The organism is Comamonas brasiliensis, assembly GCF_018292285.1.
GTDB classification, from domain to species: domain Bacteria; phylum Pseudomonadota; class Gammaproteobacteria; order Burkholderiales; family Burkholderiaceae_C; genus Comamonas; species Comamonas brasiliensis.
Map to the genome: position 1 here is coordinate 180,763 of NZ_JAANES010000007.1, position 16,899 is coordinate 197,661.

At 63.7% G+C, this 16,899-nt stretch carries 15 protein-coding genes; 5 read left to right on the forward strand and 10 right to left on the reverse strand.

Translation table 11 applies throughout. From position 1 onward, the window contains the following. Positions 1-39: 39 nt before the first annotated feature. Complete coding sequence (locus DJFAAGMI_RS23380) at positions 40-381, forward strand: zinc ribbon domain-containing protein YjdM (RefSeq protein ID WP_211459560.1); 342 nt, start codon at positions 40-42, stop codon at positions 379-381. A 116-nt stretch (positions 382-497) separates the two neighbouring features. Here DJFAAGMI_RS23380 and DJFAAGMI_RS23385 read toward each other — a convergent pair whose 3' ends face one another. The 4 genes from DJFAAGMI_RS23385 to DJFAAGMI_RS23400 all read right to left on the reverse strand — a co-directional run bounded on the left by DJFAAGMI_RS23385 (position 498) and on the right by DJFAAGMI_RS23400 (position 3,251). After that, positions 498-1,154 (reverse strand): VOC family protein, encoded by a 657-nt coding sequence (locus DJFAAGMI_RS23385; protein WP_052223874.1) that lies wholly within the window; start codon positions 1,152-1,154, stop codon positions 498-500. A gap of 181 nt (positions 1,155-1,335) precedes the next feature. Then, on the reverse strand, positions 1,336-1,911 hold the full coding sequence (locus DJFAAGMI_RS23390; RefSeq protein ID WP_003052814.1) for a YceI family protein: 576 nt from the start codon (positions 1,909-1,911) through the stop codon (positions 1,336-1,338). Between the two features lie 82 nt (positions 1,912-1,993). Beyond that, positions 1,994-2,557 (reverse strand): YceI family protein, encoded by a 564-nt coding sequence (locus tag DJFAAGMI_RS23395; RefSeq protein WP_211459562.1) that lies wholly within the window; start codon positions 2,555-2,557, stop codon positions 1,994-1,996. A 148-nt stretch (positions 2,558-2,705) separates the two neighbouring features. Beyond that, the gene (locus tag DJFAAGMI_RS23400; protein ID WP_211459563.1) at positions 2,706-3,251 is read right to left on the reverse strand and encodes a cytochrome b; all 546 of its coding nucleotides are present in this window, start codon (positions 3,249-3,251) and stop codon (positions 2,706-2,708) included. Positions 3,252-3,774: 523 nt separating this feature from the next. On the opposite strand from DJFAAGMI_RS23400, the gene DJFAAGMI_RS23405 reads away from it, so the two are divergent. Genes DJFAAGMI_RS23405 through DJFAAGMI_RS23415 form a run of 3 tightly spaced genes read left to right on the forward strand, consistent with a single transcriptional unit; the run spans position 3,775 to position 8,430 of the window. Further along, positions 3,775-6,582: a xanthine dehydrogenase family protein molybdopterin-binding subunit gene (locus DJFAAGMI_RS23405; protein ID WP_211459564.1), complete on the forward strand. Its 2,808-nt coding sequence runs from the start codon at positions 3,775-3,777 to the stop codon at positions 6,580-6,582. After that, entirely contained in the window at positions 6,582-7,151 is a 570-nt protein-coding gene (locus tag DJFAAGMI_RS23410; protein WP_211459565.1) for a (2Fe-2S)-binding protein, read from the forward strand. Before DJFAAGMI_RS23405 ends, DJFAAGMI_RS23410 begins: the two co-directional genes overlap by 1 nt. Next, positions 7,144-8,430, forward strand: a complete 1,287-nt coding sequence (locus tag DJFAAGMI_RS23415) for a cytochrome c (RefSeq protein WP_211459566.1) — start codon at positions 7,144-7,146, stop codon at positions 8,428-8,430. Before DJFAAGMI_RS23410 ends, DJFAAGMI_RS23415 begins: the two co-directional genes overlap by 8 nt. A 135-nt stretch (positions 8,431-8,565) precedes the next feature. Here the strand turns inward: DJFAAGMI_RS23415 and DJFAAGMI_RS23420 are convergent, their stop codons facing one another. From DJFAAGMI_RS23420 to hemC, 4 genes are read right to left on the reverse strand one after another with little or no spacing between them, the layout of a single operon-like run. Continuing rightward, positions 8,566-9,876, reverse strand: coding sequence for a heme biosynthesis protein HemY (locus DJFAAGMI_RS23420; RefSeq protein ID WP_211459567.1), 1,311 nt, complete (start codon positions 9,874-9,876; stop codon positions 8,566-8,568). Positions 9,877-9,893: 17 nt separating this feature from the next. Then, a complete protein-coding gene (locus tag DJFAAGMI_RS23425) occupies positions 9,894-11,009 on the reverse strand; it encodes a uroporphyrinogen-III C-methyltransferase (RefSeq protein ID WP_211459568.1) in 1,116 nt (371 codons plus the stop codon). Further along, positions 11,006-11,839, reverse strand: a complete 834-nt coding sequence (locus DJFAAGMI_RS23430; RefSeq protein ID WP_211459570.1) for a uroporphyrinogen-III synthase — start codon at positions 11,837-11,839, stop codon at positions 11,006-11,008. Before DJFAAGMI_RS23430 ends, DJFAAGMI_RS23425 begins: the two co-directional genes overlap by 4 nt. Positions 11,840-11,852: 13 nt before the next feature. Further along, positions 11,853-12,797: a hydroxymethylbilane synthase gene (hemC, locus tag DJFAAGMI_RS23435; RefSeq protein ID WP_211459572.1), complete on the reverse strand. Its 945-nt coding sequence runs from the start codon at positions 12,795-12,797 to the stop codon at positions 11,853-11,855. Between the two features lie 78 nt (positions 12,798-12,875). On the opposite strand from hemC, the gene ppc reads away from it, so the two are divergent. Continuing rightward, complete coding sequence (ppc, locus tag DJFAAGMI_RS23440; protein WP_211459574.1) at positions 12,876-15,725, forward strand: phosphoenolpyruvate carboxylase; 2,850 nt, start codon at positions 12,876-12,878, stop codon at positions 15,723-15,725. A 228-nt stretch (positions 15,726-15,953) separates the two neighbouring features. Here the strand turns inward: ppc and flhC are convergent, their stop codons facing one another. Further along, the gene (flhC, locus tag DJFAAGMI_RS23445) at positions 15,954-16,505 is read right to left on the reverse strand and encodes a flagellar transcriptional regulator FlhC (RefSeq protein ID WP_003052834.1); all 552 of its coding nucleotides are present in this window, start codon (positions 16,503-16,505) and stop codon (positions 15,954-15,956) included. 38 nt (positions 16,506-16,543) lie between these two features. Continuing rightward, on the reverse strand, positions 16,544-16,870 hold the full coding sequence (gene flhD / locus DJFAAGMI_RS23450; protein WP_003069145.1) for a flagellar transcriptional regulator FlhD: 327 nt from the start codon (positions 16,868-16,870) through the stop codon (positions 16,544-16,546). Between the last annotated feature and the right edge of the window lie 29 nt (positions 16,871-16,899).

Consider the following 16,899-nt stretch of genomic DNA (forward strand, 5'->3'; position numbering starts at 1 on the left):
AGGTTTCCGCAGCCCGGCCGCGCAACGAGAGGATTACCCATGAGCACATTTCCCCCCTGTCCCCAATGCCGTTCCGAGTTCACCTATGAGGATGGAGGCCTGTTCGTCTGCCCCGAATGTGCCCTTGAGTGGTCCGTCGAGTCCCAGGCAGCGGGCGAGCCGGAGTCCAGGGTCTACCGCGACAGCGTAGGCAATGTGCTGCAGGATGGCGATAGCGTCACCGTCATCAAGGATCTGAAGCTCAAGGGCTCGGCAGGTGTGGTCAAGGTGGGCACCAAAGTGAAGAACATCCGCCTGGTCGATGGGGATCACGATATCGACTGCAAGATCGATGGCTTTGGCGCCATGAGCCTGAAGACGGAGTTCGTGAAAAAGGCCTGAGTCGGCGTCTGACTGGCCCAAAGCACAAAAGGCATCCCTGGGGGATGCCTTTTTTATTGCCGCGCTTCGATATTGATCTGGACGAGCAGCCGTCTGGGGTGCCCGGAGCGCTGTTCTTAAACCGTGCCGGGAGGCACGAACTCCGGGCGGTCGTTGCTTTGCGGCTTGAGCGGAGCGCCGGACTTGCCTTCGGCACGTTCCTTGCGCCACTGCTCCTTGCGTGCTGTCCACTCGTCCAGGCGTGCATGGGCGGTCTTGCTTTCCTTGAGCATCTGCAGTTCGTCGGCCAACTGGGCCGTCAGTTCCAGGCGGATGCCGTTGGGGTCGAAGAAATAGATGCTCTTGAAGATGTGGTGGTCTGTCACACCCAGTACTTCCACGCCGCAGGCCTGCAGACGGGCCTTGGTGTTCTCCAGTTCCTGCACGGAGTCCACGCGGAAGGAGATGTGATTGATCCAGATGGGCGTGTTGGGGGAGGGCAGGGCTGCTTCGTCGTCGCCAATGTCGAAGAAGGCGATGAAGGAGCCGTCCTTGAGGCGGAAGAAGAAATGGGTGTAGGGGCAGTACTCGCCGGTGGAGGGAACGTAGTCGCTCTGGATGATGTGATAGAGCGGCAGGCCCAGGATGTCCTCGTAGAAGTGACGGGTCTCTTCCGCATCTTTGGCCTTGTAGGCGTAGTGGTGCAGCTGCTGCACGGAGGCAGGTGCGGGCAGCTGGCTCATGTCCGCACGCCGGGGCTGGGAGTAAACCGGGGTAGGGGCGGCTTGGCTCATGCGATGTCTCCTTCGATTGTGTGAGTGAGATTATTCTACTATTCGTAATTGATTAACCTAAAGTAAATTTTCATTGGGGGAATTGGCGGGGTGCAGACGCAAAAAAGCCCGGACCGTTTGCACGGGCCAGGCCAAAGAGAGAGCCCGCAAAGGGCTTCACTCGAGAGTCTTTGCGGATGGATTACTGCTTCACGGCTTCGATCTGCAGGACCAGACGCACTTCCTTGGGGAAACCGTAGGGGATGCCGTAGTTCACGCCCCACTGGGTGCGGTCGATGGTGGCCTCGAAGTCGCCGCCGCAGACTTCACGCTTTTGCAGCATGGGGCTTTCGTAGCAGGTGAACTTGTTGGCCTTGACGGTGATGGGGGCGGTCTTGCCCAGCAGGGTCAGCTGGCCGGTCACTTCCTTGAGCTTGTCGCCGTCAAACACAAACTTGTCGGAGACGAACTTGGCTTCGGGGAATTTCTCCACGTTGAAGATGTCGGCGCTTTGCAGGTGCTTGTTGAAGGCGGGCGTGCCGGAGTTCACCGAAGTCATGTCCAGGGTCACTTCCACCTTGCCGGTCTTGGCTGCCTTGTCGAACTGCACGGTGCCGCTTTTCTTGTCGAAGCGCGCACGGTTGGTGGAAGCACCAAAGTGATCGATCTCGAAAGTCGCGAACGTGTGCGTGGGGTCGATGGCGTAAGTGGCAGGTGCCGCCTGGGCAGCGGTGGCAAACAGGGACGCAGCGGCCAGGGCGAACAGAGTGGAACGCATGGTGAATACTCCTTCAGGGATTGGAACTATCAAAAAATGAGCTATCAGCGCTTGACCATCAAGGGCTGGAGCCGAAAAACGCTTAAAGCTTGCCGACGCCGGTCAGAGCCAGCTTGAATTGCACATTGACCTCGTCGGCCACCATGGAGGTGTCCTTCCAGTCGCCGTCGCCGATCTTGAAGGTCAGGCGCTTGAGTGCCAGCGTGCCGGCGGCCGTGGTGGTGGCTCCGGACTGGGTCAGCGTCACGGGCAGGCTTACCTTCTGTGCATTGCCCTTGATGATCAGCGTGCCGTCCACCTGGAACTTGCCGCCGCCCAGAGCCTTGACGGCGCTGGAGTCGAAGGTAGCCTGAGGAAACTTGGCAACGTTGAACCAGTCTGCCTTGGGCAGTTCGGCATCGGTTTCCTTGGCGCCCATGGTGGCGCTGCCGGTATCGACCGTGAAATGGATCTTGCTGCTCTCGGGCTTGGCGGCGTCGAAGGCGATCTGGGCGTCGAACTTCTTGAAGTGGCCCTTGAGCGGCACGCCCATCTGCTTGGCTTCAAAGTTGACGGCGCTTTGTGCGGGCACCAGGGCTTGAGCCGCCTGGGCGGCAGTGCCTATGAAGGCGGTGGCGATCAGTGCGGAGGAAAAAAGGATTTTCATCAAAAAACTCCTTGTGATGAACGTACAAAAAACTCAAAAGCCGGTACGGCTTGAAGGAGCGAGACAGCAAGCGCCGCAGCGCAGCAAAGCTGTCGTCCCCCTGGGGGAGACGGCGTGGCCGCCCCGGCAAAGCCGCTCAGGGGGGCTACTAGCTTGGAATCATGCGTGACAGCAGTCCGTCGCGGTCAATGATCTGATGCTTGATGACGGCGGCGATATGCATCACCACCAGGGCAGCCAGCGCGTAGGCCAGATAGCCATGCCAGGGCTTGAGCGCTTCGGCTAGCTCGGGGCTCTTGCTCACCAGGTCGGGCAGAGGCAACTGACCGAAGAGCACGATGGGAAAGCCTGCGGCCGAGCTGTACATCCATCCAACCAGCGGGATGGCAAAGAACAGCGCATACATCAGGTGGTGCACACCATGGTGGGCCATGCGCTGCCAGCCGGGCATGGTGCGGGTGACGGCTTCGGGCAGTTCCGGCGGCCGGTGGGTGACGCGCCAGACCAGGCGCAGCACGGACAGGATCAGAATCGTCATGCCCGCCCATTTGTGCCAGTTGAAGTACTTGAGGCGTGTGGGCGAGAAAGGCAGGCCTGTCATATAGAGACCAAAGGCGAAGATGCCGATCAGCGCCAGGGCCAGAACCCAGTGCAGGGCGATGGCGGTACCGGTGTAGCGGGAGCTTGAGTTCATGGAAACTGCAATCAGAAAGTGCGGGTTGCGGGCACTGGGGGCCTGCTGAAATTGATATGCAGTGTATGAAGCGGCGAATGCAAAAAGGTTCAGCAGGATTGAGGTCTCAATTCAAAAAAGCTGAATGACCAAAGCCCGGACCACAGGCTGCAGCAGTGCCGCGGACTTCTTCAGCACCGTGCGGAATATGGATATGCCGTTTTACGCAACAAGCACCAATGTCGGGAATCGGTGTAGATGGGAATCAATTTTCCGAGTAATTAACTTGTGATTTGAATGCGTAGACTGGCTTTGCAGCCGCTGTTTCTATACTCCGCGCCTCTTAGTCTTTTCAAAGACCAAAGCGTGGCGGACGGCCAAGGCTGGCGATATGTGGGCAGTAATGCCGACAACAACTGCAGCCGTTATCACCTGCTTTTTGACTCCTGGGCGTCTACAACGTCCTGGAATACATAGTCATCTAGCGATGTGCCCACGCCAGTCCTTGCTGTTGCTGTGCGCATTGCAGCAAGGAGTTGGAACCGTGTCCAAACTGGACTTGAATCGGCGCAGTTTTCTGAAGGCTGCCGCCGCCATGGGCGTGATTGCGAGTGTGCGCCCGGTCAAAGACGCGCTTGCGGAATTGATAACGCCCGCCAGCGGTCAGGAGACCCACTGGATCAATGGCAACACCCTCAACTACCGCCGCGACGGCCTGGCCAAGGTCACCGGGCAGAAGGTCTTTGCCATCGACCTGCGCGCCAGGGACATGCAGGGCTGGCCCGCGCAGCAGTCGCATGCACTGACCATCCATATTCCGCGCGCCGACCGCATCTACGAAGGCCTGGATCTGTCGGTGCTGGGTAGCGACTACCAGCCCGATGTGCTGATCGACGCCGAGTCCATCGCCGCCGACGGCGTGGGAATGCCCGAGCCGGGCTTCTACGGCGAGTTCTTCGTCAAGAAGGGTCAGGTCTCGCCCATGCTGGGGCACCCGGTGGCCGTGGCCATCTGGCACGACTACGAGAAGTTCCGCGTGGCCAGCCAGCGCCTGCGTTTCAATGACGCGATCTTCCGCTTCGGTGCCGAGGCTGCCCAGCCACCGCGCGCGCCTTATGTGGCTGCGCGCTATGTGCGAGTGCAGGGCGAGGACGGCTATGGCGAGGACAGGTTCTCGCCCATGAAGAACACCGTCATCTGGCCGCAGCTCGATGAAAAAGGCGTGCACTGGCCCGACAGCAGCCACCCGGCCTTCGGGGCGCTGATGGGCGAGTCGGCCCGCATCCAGGCCGAGATGAAGCAGCCAAAGGACGGCTTGCGCGCGTTTGCACGCAAGTACTACAGCCAGTCCATCGAGCATGTGGCCATGGAAATGGAAAACGGCCTGGCCTGGTACGAACGTGACAGCGGTGCGCTGCACATGGTCGCCGCGAGCCAGGCTCCCTACGGCACGGCCGAGCATGTGATGCACATGCTCAAGGACAGCAAGCTGCCGCTGAACCAGCTCGACTACATCAGCTCCTACACCGTGGGCTACGGGCAGAAGGAGCATCATCCCTTCCCGTTCTATGTGGCACTGGCCTCGTTGTACGCACAGGGCCGCCCGGTGCGGCTGGCGCTGGATCGCTGGAAGCATTTCCAGTTCGCACTCAAGCGCCATCCCTTCGATGTGGAGACTGCGATCTCGGTGGACAAGGACGGCAAGTTCCACGCACTGACCTGCCATATGGTGGGCGACGGCGGCGGCGTGACCAATTTCAGCCCCTCGGTGGGCACGGTGGCGGTGACGGCGGCGCAATCCATTTACTACTTCCCCGAGAGCGACCTGTCGACCGAGGTGTACCCCTCCATCGGCGTCACGGCCGGCTCCATGCGCGGCTACGGCACGGTGCAGTCCATGGCCTATACCGAGATGCTGGTCGACGAGATCGCCCAGGAGATCGGCCTGGATGCCATCGAGCTGCGCCGACGCAATGTGCTCAAGAGCAGCATGAAGAACACTCAGGGTGCCTCGCCCTCGGGGCATCTGCGCATTGGCGAGATCCTCGACATGGCTGCCAAGGATGCGATGTGGACCGAGCGCGCCAAGCGCAAGGCCGACTTCGAGGCTGCCAACCCCGGCCTGCGCTACGGCATAGGCTTCGGTGCGGTGCAAAAGGACTTCGGCACCGGGGCGGAAGCCTCGATCGCGCAACTGGAGATCACGCCCGAGGGCCGCATCAAGATGCGCCACATCGCCACCGAGATCGGCACCGGCAGCACCACGGCGCAGCTGGTGGCGGTCGAGCCTTTCCTGGGCCGCCCGGCCGACGATGTGGACTTCGCGGTGAACCACTGGGACAACCTGCCGCTGCATACCAAGGACGAGCCTTACACCACACCTCAGGCCAAGGAGGACGAGCTGGCGCGGGACCCGACCTGGACACCACGCCTGGTCTCGCCGGTATCGGCTTCGAACTCGGCCTACTACTTCCGCCACGCCACGCAGCAGGCAGCGCAGCTGCTGCTCAAGCTCTGCCTGTGGCCTGCGGCCCAGTCGATCTGGTCCGGCAAGGAGGGTGGTGGTCAGCTGCTGCCGAGCACCGTCACCGAAGACATGCTGGAGTGGCGTGATCGCATGCTCGTGGCCGAGGGCCTGGAGCCGCTGAGCCTGGAGCGCCTGGCCGCTCGCGCACACGAGCTGGGCATGGTGACCGGTGTCTGTGTGCATGCCTTCAACCGCTGGGCCTGGGCCAAGGCCGACTTCACGGTCGAGGGCAGAAAGTTCCAGGCCATGATCGACGCCCTGTCCGTGCAGTACGGCAAGGGTGCCGGCGAGGCCAAGAAGGCTGCGATGAAATCCGGCGGCTATGCCTTCATCGCACGCGACAAGGTCTATTACCCGCCGGTGCAGCGCACCAATGCGGGCACGGTGTACTACGCGCCCTGCGCCACCATGGTGGAGTTGTCCGTGTCCCCGGGCACGGGCAAGGTGAACATTCTCTCGCACAAGACCTGGCTGGAATGCGGCACGCAGATCGTGCCCGAGCTGGTATCCGGCCAGATCCAGGGCGGCGTGGCCATGGGCATTGGCCATGCGCTGTACGAAGACCTGCCGCTCCATGAGACCGGCCCCGGCAACGGCCAGTGGAACCTGAACCGCTACCACGTGCCGCGCGCCAGCGAAGTGGCCGTATGGACGGCCGAGGGCGTGGTGCTGCCGCCGCTGTCGCGCACCGATCCGCCCAAGGGCATGGCCGAGGTGGTGATGATTCCGGTGGTCGCCGCCTGCGTCAACGCCATCGCCCATGCCACGGGTAAGCGCTTTCATGCCACCCCCGTGACCCCCGACAAAATCAAAGAGGCACTGTGATGCAGGACCGTATTCAATTTTCCGCCACCATCAATCGCAAACAGGTAGGCCCCGTAGACGTTCCCAAGGACTTGATGATGATCGAGTTCCTGCAGGAATACGCGGGCATGAACGGCACACGTCTGGGCTGCGGCCAGGGCGTATGCCGCGCCTGCACCATCATCGTCGACGACCCGGAAAAAGGCTCGATCACCGTGCCGGCCTGCGTGACCGGCGTGACCTGGCTCAACGGCAAGACCATTCGTACGGTGGAGGGCATTGCCTCGGTGGACGACAAGGGGGTGGTCCATCCTTCGCCGGTGCAGAAGGCTTTTCTCGAGCACTACTCCTTTCAGTGCGGCTACTGCACGCCCGGTTTCGTGAACTCGGCCACCGTGCTGGTGGAAAAACTCCAGAAGCACCCCGTGCCCGCCGATGATGTGGAAAAAGCCATCGAGGAGCAGCTGGAGCCCCATATCTGCCGCTGTACCGGCTATGTGCGCTACTACAACGCCGTGCGCGACGTGATCCTGAAGACGCCGGGCCTGACCACAGGCAAGCGCAGCAAGGAGGTCGTGAACAATGGCTAAAACCTGGATCAAGGGCCTGGGCGCAGCCGCCATTCTGGGCGTGCTCGTGGCCGGAGGCATGTACCTGTACGGCAGCGCAAGCGGTGACGTCCCGCCGGCCACGGTGGACTTTGCCAAGCTGGGCCCGCAGGAGTTCGATGCGCTGTACAAGCGCGGCGAGCAGGTGTTTCGCGGTGGTGACTGCGCGGCCTGCCACAGCTCTCCGACCACGGGGGCGGAACTGGCGGGCGGTGTACCCATGGTCACTCCCATGGGAACGCTTTACGGTACCAATATCTCTCCTTCCAAGGAGCACGGCATCGGTGGCTGGACGGCCGACGATCTGTACCGGGCAGTGGCTGCCGGCATGGCACCAGGGCGCAAGAACCTGTATCCGGCCATGCCGTATGCCAGCTACCACCAGATCACGCGTGCCGATGTCGATGCGCTCTGGGTGTGGCTGATGAAGCAGCCGGCCGTGGAAGTCGCCAACAAGCCCAGCGAGATGAGCTTCCCGTTCAACATCCGTCCTGCCGTGGCCATGTGGAATGCGCTCAATCGCCCCGCTGCCAAGGAGTTCGACATGTCGGTGGACGAACTGGTGCGCGGCAAGTATCTGGTGGATGTGCTGGGCCACTGTGCCGAATGCCACAGCCCGCGCACCAAGGCCACCTTCGCCATGGATGGCTCGCGCTATCTCGATGGCAATACCATCGAGGGTTCGTACGCTCCGGCGCTGACCCCCGATGCCCTGAGCGAGCGCGGGTGGACCAAGGACGATCTGGTCAGATTCTTCCGCACCGGCCTGTCGCCGCAAGGGGTGATGACTTTCCGCATGTCATCGGTGCTCGAGCATTCCACTTCGCGCATGGCAGAGGCCGATGTGCGCGCCATGGCCGCCTATCTGACCCAGAACCGCGAGATGCCCGGGCCCAAGGTCAAGGCTGCCGAGGGGCAGATCAGCGTCAAGGGTGAGAACCTGTACCTGGGCCTGTGCGCGGGCTGTCACGGTGCGCAAGGCCAGGGCCAGCCGCATTCGTCGGTGCCCATGAGCACCAACACCACGGCCATGTTCCCCACGCCCATCAACCTGATTCGCGTGATCCGCGAGGGCGTGCACGAGCGTGATCTGGCTCATGGCGAGCGCATGCAGACCATGCCGGGCTATGCCGACAAGCTCAGCAACGAGGAGATGGCCGACCTGGTCAACTACATGCGTCAGACCTGGGGCGGTCGCCCTGGCGACGTGACCGCCGCGCAGGTGGCTGAGCATGTGAAGACCATAGAGCACAGCAAGTAACTCCGGACTGGCTTGAGGCCACGGTCGCTCGCGATTTGCCGCGGCGGCTGTGGCCTTTTGCTTTGCGCCAGCGGGGCTGCGGGGTCGTTGGCCGCACAGCATTCGCGCGACGCCGTGTTCCTTGCGAGGCTGCGCCTATTCGTCCTGCGCCGGATTGTCCGGCAGCACCACCATGGCCTGGGCTGCGAGCTTCCAGGCGATGGCCGAGGCCTCCATATCGCCACGGTGCTCGGCCATCAGCGCCAGACGCTGCCAGGCGCGGGTGCGCAACTGGGGGTCCTGCAGCAGCGGTGCGGCGCGGGTCAGCAACTGCTGGGCCTTGCCCCACAGCTCGCGCTGCACGCAGGCCATGCCGGCCAGGTATTGCAGGCGCGGCTCGCGCGGGTTGGCATTGGCCGCAGCCTCCATGCGCGCCAGCCAGGCGCCATCCAGCTTGCCCAGGCTCGATTGCAGCACCTCCACCAGCTTGGGCAGATGCGTTTCCGTGCGCGGGCCGGGCTGGGTCAGCAGATGTTCCCAAACCGGCAGCAGCCAGGTGCGCGCCTGCTGGGCTTCGCCGCCCAGTTCGATCAGGCGCTCGGTGGCCGGAATGGCCACTTCGGGCATGGCGCGCTCGTCCTCGTCCAGCGACAGCCAGAACTGCTGCAGCGACGAGGTGTCGCGCGCATCGCGGATGCTGGCCAGCAGCAGGCCGCGCACCACGCTGGCCGAGGCTGCGGGAGAGAAGGCGCGGTGCTTGGCCAGCAGACGGGCGGTGTCCAGCGCCACCTGCGTGTTGCCGGACAGGCGTGCGGCCTTGAGCTTGATTCGCAGGGCAATCGTGCGGCGGCCCGCACCCAGTGGCAGCTCGCCCAGGCGTCGAATCGATTCGGCGGCATCGCGGTCGTCCAGTGCCCAGCGGGCGGCGCGCATCTGGGTTCCTTCGCGAATTTCCGAGTCCTGGGTGTTGCCGGGCACTGGCAGCACGTCCAGAGCCTGCTGCCAGTGCTGGTCGCGCAGGGCGGCATCCTGCAAGGCATGGGATGCATCGGCGGCGATCAGATGGGCGGTGGCGTTGAGGCGCTCGCCATAAGGCAGGCCAGCCTTGGCGTCGCGCAGCGATTGCTCGGTGGACAGGGCCGCGAGCGCGGACTTGCGGGCGCGCAAGAAGCGGCCGGCTTGCAGATGCGAGAGCGCTTCGAGCAGGCTCTGGTTCATGCCGCGCTCTTTTTGCTGCATGCGCCAGCGGCGTGCCTGGTGCGGCATTTGCAGCAGCACCGCCAGAGCGCGCAGCGCGGCATAGAGCAGCACGAACGCGAGAAAGAGCAGAACCAGGGCCAGGTTCAGCGACATGTCCACCCGGTAGGGCGACCAGAACCAGGTGACCGAGCTTTGGTTATTGCCGGCAAACAAGGCCATGGCCACGGCCACGGCAAACAGACCCATCAACCACAAGGCGGCGCGCATTTCTGTGTCCTCCCCGATCAGCGGCCGGCTGCCGCCGTGGCCAGTGCATTCAGCGTGTCTTCAAGCTGTACGCGCCCGCCCGAATGCAGATTGGCCTGAATCTGCTGCAGTTGTGCCTGGGCGATCTGGGTACGCCGCGAGCGTGCGTCGAAGTATTTGTTGAGCAGGGCGCCTGCCGCGCTCAGGTCGGCACGGGCCGACTCCCATTGGCGTGACAGCAGGGCCAGACGGGCATTGAGCAGTTGCAGCTTGAGGTTTTCGCGCAGGAAATAGCCCTGCTCGGGAGCCAGCAGGGCCACCTCGGGGTGATCGATGCGGCGCACGCGCACCAGATCGGCCGCGCCGTCCCTGAAGGAGTCCCAGACCCGCTGGCCCTGGCCTTGCCACCAGATCCACTGCGTGGGCGAGAGATTGGCGTCCTCGGGCGTGTCATGGGCGGCCGCCGTCTTGCGGGGCTGGGCATCGCGCGCGCGCGGGCGACCCACATCGTTGATCAGGGCCAGGTCGTCCACCTGACGGATCAGGTCTTCGATACGGCTGAGCACTCCCGTGGTGTCGGTCACGCTCATGCGCGAGAGCTTGTCCAGATCCAGGTCGATGGCGCGCACCACCGGGGCCAGGCGCGGCTGGGCCGTGCTTTCCACACGCTTTCTCGCCGATTTGAGGCTGGCGACCAGCGGCTGCAGGCTGCCCGAGAGCTCGGCCTGCTGCTGGGCCATGCGTACCGAGGAGTCGATATCTGCCACCAGGTTTTCATCGCGTGAGCGTGACATGCTCTGCATCAGCTCTTCAAGCTGGTTGCGCTGCAGGCTGATTTCGGCCACCCGGGCCTCCATTACGGAAACGCGTGCAGCACTGTCGCGGGCCAGATCCTGAGCGTCCTTGGCCAGGGTGCGTGCCTCCACCGACTGAGCGCCCGATTGCGCCGACTGACGCGCCAATTGCTCCTGCATATTGCCTACACGCTGCCACAGCATGCCGCAGGCAACCAGGGCTGCGGCAGCCACCGTGCCCAGCGTCAGCACCAGAGCCACGGGCGCGCCCCGCCCGGTCTGAACGGGGGCGGGATGGTCCTGGCTGGGTGGTGGGGCTATGGGTTGCTTGTCGGAGGTGGGGATGGCATCGGAGCTCATAGAGCCGATTCTATAGACGCCACCACATCGTCCAGACTTGGGCGACTGTGCAAAACCCGACCGAAACCTGCTGAAAGTGCTTTGCTGGCAATGCGTTCATGGGTGGTGAGCGCTAACCCCAGGTCCCATTTTTGTTGGGGCAGAAGCTGTTGCAGGTTGGCAACAGCTTCCGAGCTGCTGAACAGCCACAGGCTGCCGTCGCTGGCGGCCTGCCGCGCGACATCCAGCTGCTGCGCCGTCCAGCTGGGAAGCTGGCGCTCATACACGGCCAGCAGCTCCACCTCGGCGCCGGCTTCACGCAGCCGGGCTGCGAGCCAGTCACGGCCCGCACCTTGGGTGGATGGTGCAGGCTTGCCAGCATTGCCGGTGGCGGGGCTGGCGCCGCGCACGATCAGCACGCGGTCGCCGGTCCGGATCTGATCATGGACGTTCTGCCACAGCGCTTCGGACTCGAACTGGGCGGCATCGGGGCTGGGGCCGTCGATCTGGTGGGAGTTCAACCCGAGTTCCAGCAAGGCACGCTCCGTACCCGGGCCCGGAGTCCATGCTCTGGTATCAGGAGCTAAAAGCGCTTTTCCAGTAAGCGTTTGAGGTGTGTTTGGCGTAAAGAAATACTGCGCTGCATTGCCGCTGACAAACATCACGGCCCGGTAGTGCCCGGGCTTGAGCGCCAGCTGGCGTGCGCTCAGCAGAGCTTGATGGGCAGCCGGGTCCGCGCAGCCAGCGATGGCCAGCAGCGGCAAGGCCTCGGCCTGCAGGCCGCGGGCACGAAACGCGTCGACCCAGGGTTTCGCATCATGCAAAGGGCGGGTGACCAGAACGCGGCGCATGGGCAGGCGCGGCTCAGTCCCGCTTGGGGGCAGCAGGCACGGCACCCGCCGCTTGCAGCTGCGCGGCCAGTTGTTCGCCCAGGGCGTTGGCGCTGGCAAAGTCCGTCACGCTGGCGCTGGCCTGTACGCGCACCAGGCCCTTGTCGCCTTCCATGTCGCCCCAGGCAGCATCCATGTGCAGGGTGTCGTCTTCAAAGCGGCCATAGGCGGCCAGCGGCATGGAGCAGCTGCCACCCATGCAGCGGCTGACGGCGCGCTCGGCAGTCACGGTCAGCCAGGTGGGCATATGGGCCAGCGGGGCCAGGGCGTCGATGATGTCCTGGCGGTCTGCGCGCACCTCGATGCCCAAAGCGCCCTGGCCGGCGGCGGGAAGCATCTGGGCCGGATCGAACCTGGTGCGGATGCGATCGCTCATCTCCAGGCGCATCAGGCCGGCGGCGGCGAGCACGATGGCGTCGTACTGACCTTCGTCGAGCTTGCGCAGGCGGGTGTTGACATTGCCGCGCAAGGCCTCGATCTTGAGGTCGGGGCGCAGCGCCTGCAGCAGGGCCTGGCGACGCAGGCTGGAGGTGCCGACCACGGCACCCTGGGGCAGCTCGTCCAGCGATGCATAGCGGTTGGAGACAAAGGCGTCGCGCGGGTCTTCGCGCGTCATCACGCAGGCCAGCACAAAGCCCTCGGGCAGCTCCATGGGCACATCCTTCAAGGAGTGCACGGCCAGATCGGCGCGGCCTTCCTCGAGAGCCACTTCCAGCTCCTTGACGAACAGGCCCTTGCCGCCCACCTTGGACAGGGCACGGTCCAGAATCTGGTCGCCCTTGGTCGTCATCCCCAGCAGATCCACGCTGTGGCCGCGGCCGCGCAAGATCGCCTGCACATGCTCGGCCTGCCACATGGCCAGCTGGCTCTCGCGTGTGGCAATGACGATGGATGTGGGTGAGGATGCAGAAAATTTCATGACGGCGCGGTCTCGAACGGGTAACAGGGAATGCTAGCATGGCGAGTTGCCTTACACCGTGCCCAAGGAGAATAGTTCATGCCTTCCGCCCGCCCCAAGAGCGCCGCACATGCAGACAAACATGGCGAAAAACCGGCACGCAAGACCGACAAGGATTTGCCGTTGATCGAGGACATACGGCTGCTGGGGCGCATTCTGGGCGATGTGATTCGCGAGCAGGAAGGTGGGCCGGCCTACGAGCTGGTCGAGCAGGTACGCCAGCTTTCGGTGGCCTTCCGGCGCGATGCCGACGAAGCGGCCGACAAGGCGCTCAAGAAGCTGCTCAAGGGACTGTCCAGCGACCAGACGGTGAGCGTGATTCGCGCCTTCACCTATTTCTCGCACCTGGCCAATCTGGCCGAAGACCGCCACCACATCCGCCGCCGCGCCGTGCACGAGCGCGCCGGCAACACACAGGAAGGCAGCATCGAGGTGGCACTGGCACGCCTGCGCTGGGCGGGCATCTCGCCCGCCACGGTGGTCGACACGCTGGCCAGGAGCTTCATCTCGCCCGTGCTGACGGCCCACCCCACCGAGGTGCAGCGCCAGAGCATTCTGACGGCCGAGCGCCGCATTGCCCAGTTGCTGGCCGAGCGCGACGATATCCTGATGCGCGCCCAGCTCTACAACAGTGCCAAGGATGCACTGACCCCGCGCGAGCTGACGCGGGTGGAGGCGCAGTTGCGTGCCTGCGTGGCCCAGCTCTGGCAGACCCGGCTGCTGCGCCATTCCAAGCTCACGGTGGCCGACGAGATCGAGAATGCCCTGTCCTATTACGAGGCGACGTTCCTGCAGGAGATCCCCAAGATCTACGAGCAGCTGGAGCAGGAGCTGGGCGAGAAGCTGCCCGAACAGAGCTTTTTGCGCATGGGCCAATGGATTGGCGGCGATCGCGACGGCAATCCCTTTGTGACGGCCGAGAGTCTGGAGTTGGCCCTGACGCGTCAGGCCGACGTGGCGCTGCGCCACTATCTGCGCGAGGTGCACTACCTGGGCGGCGAGCTGTCGCTGTCGGCCAATCTGGTCGACATCACGCCCGAGATGCAGGCGCTGGCCGATGCATCGCCCGACCACAATGTGCACCGCAGCGACGAGCCTTATCGCCGGGCGCTGACGGGCATCTATGCGCGTCTGGCCGCGACGCTCAGGCAGCTGACGGGCGGCGAGGCGGCACGCCATGCCGTGGCGCCCCAGAATGCCTATGCATCGGCCGATGCGTTTCTGGCCGATCTGCAGATCATCGACGACTCGCTGTCGCGTTATCACGGCGACGCCCTGGCGCCGCAGCGCCTGCGCCCGCTGATGCGCGCGGTGCGGGTCTTCGGCTTCTATCTGTCCACGGTGGACCTGCGCCAAAGCTCGGACAAGCATGAGGAAGTGGTGCGCGAGCTGCTCTCGGTCGCCAAGGTCGAGCTCGATTACAGCCTGCTTGAGGAAGACGCCAAATGCGCGCTGCTGGTGCGTCTGCTCGAAGACGCACGCCCCCTGCGCGTCATGGGCGGCGACTACGGCGACCACACGCGCAGCGAGCTGGCCATCTTCGAGACCGCCAAACGCCTGCGCGAGCGCCTGGGCGGCGAGGCGATTCGCCATTGCATCATCAGCCACACCGAGACCGTCAGCGATCTGCTCGAGGTGCTGCTGCTGCAAAAGGAAGTGGGCCTGCTGCGCGGCACCCTGCAGGACGGTGCGCAATGCGATCTGATCGTCGTGCCGCTGTTCGAGACCATCGAGGACCTGCGCAATGCCGCGCCCATCATGCGCCGCTACTACCAATTGCCCGGCATTGCCGAGCTGGTCCGGAAAAGCGGCGGCGAGCAGGACATCATGCTGGGCTACAGCGACAGCAACAAGGACGGCGGCATCTTCACCAGCAACTGGGAGCTGTACCGGGCCGAGATTGCGCTGGTCGATCTGTTTGACGATCTGGCCGATCACTACGGCATCCGGCTGCGCATGTTCCACGGCCGCGGCGGCACGGTGGGGCGTGGCGGCGGCCCGAGCTACCAGGCCATTCTGGCGCAGCCGCCAGGCACGGTGCGCGGTCAGATCCGCTTGACCGAGCAGGGCGAGGTCATCGCCTCCAAATATGCCAACCCCGAGATCGGACGCCGCAATCTGGAGACCCTGGTGGCCGCCACGCTGGAGGCCACGCTGCTGCAGCCGACCAAGCCGGCGACCAAGGCCTTCCTGGAGGCTGCTGCGTTTCTGTCCGAAACCAGCATGGCGGCCTACCGCGCCCTGGTCTACGAGACTCCGGGCTTTACCAATTACTTCTTCAGCAGCACGCCGATTCGCGAGATCGCCGAGCTCAATATCGGCTCACGCCCCGCATCGCGCAAGGCGACCCAGGCCATCGAGGACCTGCGCGCCATTCCCTGGGGCTTCAGCTGGGGTCAGTGCCGCCTGACGCTGCCGGGCTGGTACGGTTTCGGCTCGGCGATTCAGGCCTTCATCCACCGCCCCGGCAAGGATGCGAAGGCGCAGCTGGCGCTGCTGCAGAAGATGTACCGCCAGTGGCCGTTCTTCCGCACCCTGCTGTCGAATATGGACATGGTGCTGGCCAAGAGCGACCTGAACCTGGCCTCGCGCTACAGCGAACTGGTGACCGACACACGCTTGCGCCGCCGCATCTTCGGTGCGATCGAGGCCGAGTGGCAGAGCACGGTGGAAGCGCTCAACCAGATCACGGGCGACAAGCAGCGCCTGGAGCACAACTCCGCGCTGGCGCGTTCCATCCGCCACCGCTTCCCCTATATCGATCCTCTGAACCACCTGCAGGTGGAGCTGGTGCGCCGCTGGCGCGCGGGACAGACCGACGACAGGGTCAAGAACGGCATACACCTGTCCATCAACGGCATTGCCGCCGGAGTGCGCAACACGGGCTGAGGCAGATCGTGCAAGCTCCTGAATCAGGAGCTTCTTGCGCCTATGAATAAAGGGTTTGAGGCATTTATTTGCTTCAAACCCTTTGTTGAATGGCGCTACCAGCTATGAAAGTTGAGTTTTAAAACTGGCGTGTTTCAGGCCAGAGGCAGCGAGCAAGCGCCGCCGCGCCGCGAGGCTGCCGTCCCCCTCCCGAAGAGAGAGGTGGAGGCGGCACAGCCGCTCAGGGGGTTAGTGAAGCATCAAGGAGCCAGCCGCCTTGCTCTTGCCGGCGCGAGCGGGAGGATTGCACAGACCGCACTGGTAGTGGCGTGCATTCTCGTAAGGCTCGGTCACGAACTGGCCCTTGCAGACCGAGCACTGGGTGCGCGTCAGCATCTGTGCATCGACAAACTTCACCAGGCGCCAGGCGCGGGTAAAGGACAGCAGCACCTCGAGTTCGGCAGCCTGAATCTGTTCGGTATAGAGGCGATAGGCCTTGGTCAGCTGCTCGGCCGAGTCCAGCTCCACACCCTTGGACAGGTATTCGTAGATGTTGAGGAACAGCGAGCTGTGGATGTTTTCCTGCCAGGTCAGAAACCAGTCCGTGGAAAACGGCAGCTGGCCCTTGGAGGGAGACTTGCCCGAGATTTCCTTGTACAGCCGGATCAGGCGTTCATAAGACAGCGTGGTCTCGGACTCCAGCACCTGCATGCGGGCGCCCATCTCGATGAGCATGGCGGCGCGCTCGATTTGCTTGGATTCGTTCAGAACGCTTTTGGTGGCAGTCTTGGCGGCGGGCATCTGTCTCTCCTTAAAACCAGGTAGTCGCTAGCGGGTGCTCAGAGCACTTCGGAGACACGGCTGGCCATCAGGATGTTGGCGTGCAGCGTATTGGTGGCGGCGTTGCCGATCTTGTTGCTGCTGTGGTTGGTCAGCAGGCTCCAGACCATTTCGTCATCGGCGCGGAAGCTGGCCAGCAAGGTGTTGCGCGATGCCAGCTTGAGCACCTGGGCCGAAGACAGCGAGCCCAGCAGGTCGCAGGACTCTTCATTCAGACCCAGACGGAACACGGCCTCGGCCTTGTCCTGGCGGATCAGGGTCTGGGCCAGCATCAGGTAGGTGAGGTTGGCTTCGCGGATCTCGGCAAGCAGTTGTTCGTTGTTCATGGGTCCAGTCCTTTCAATCTCGACAGACC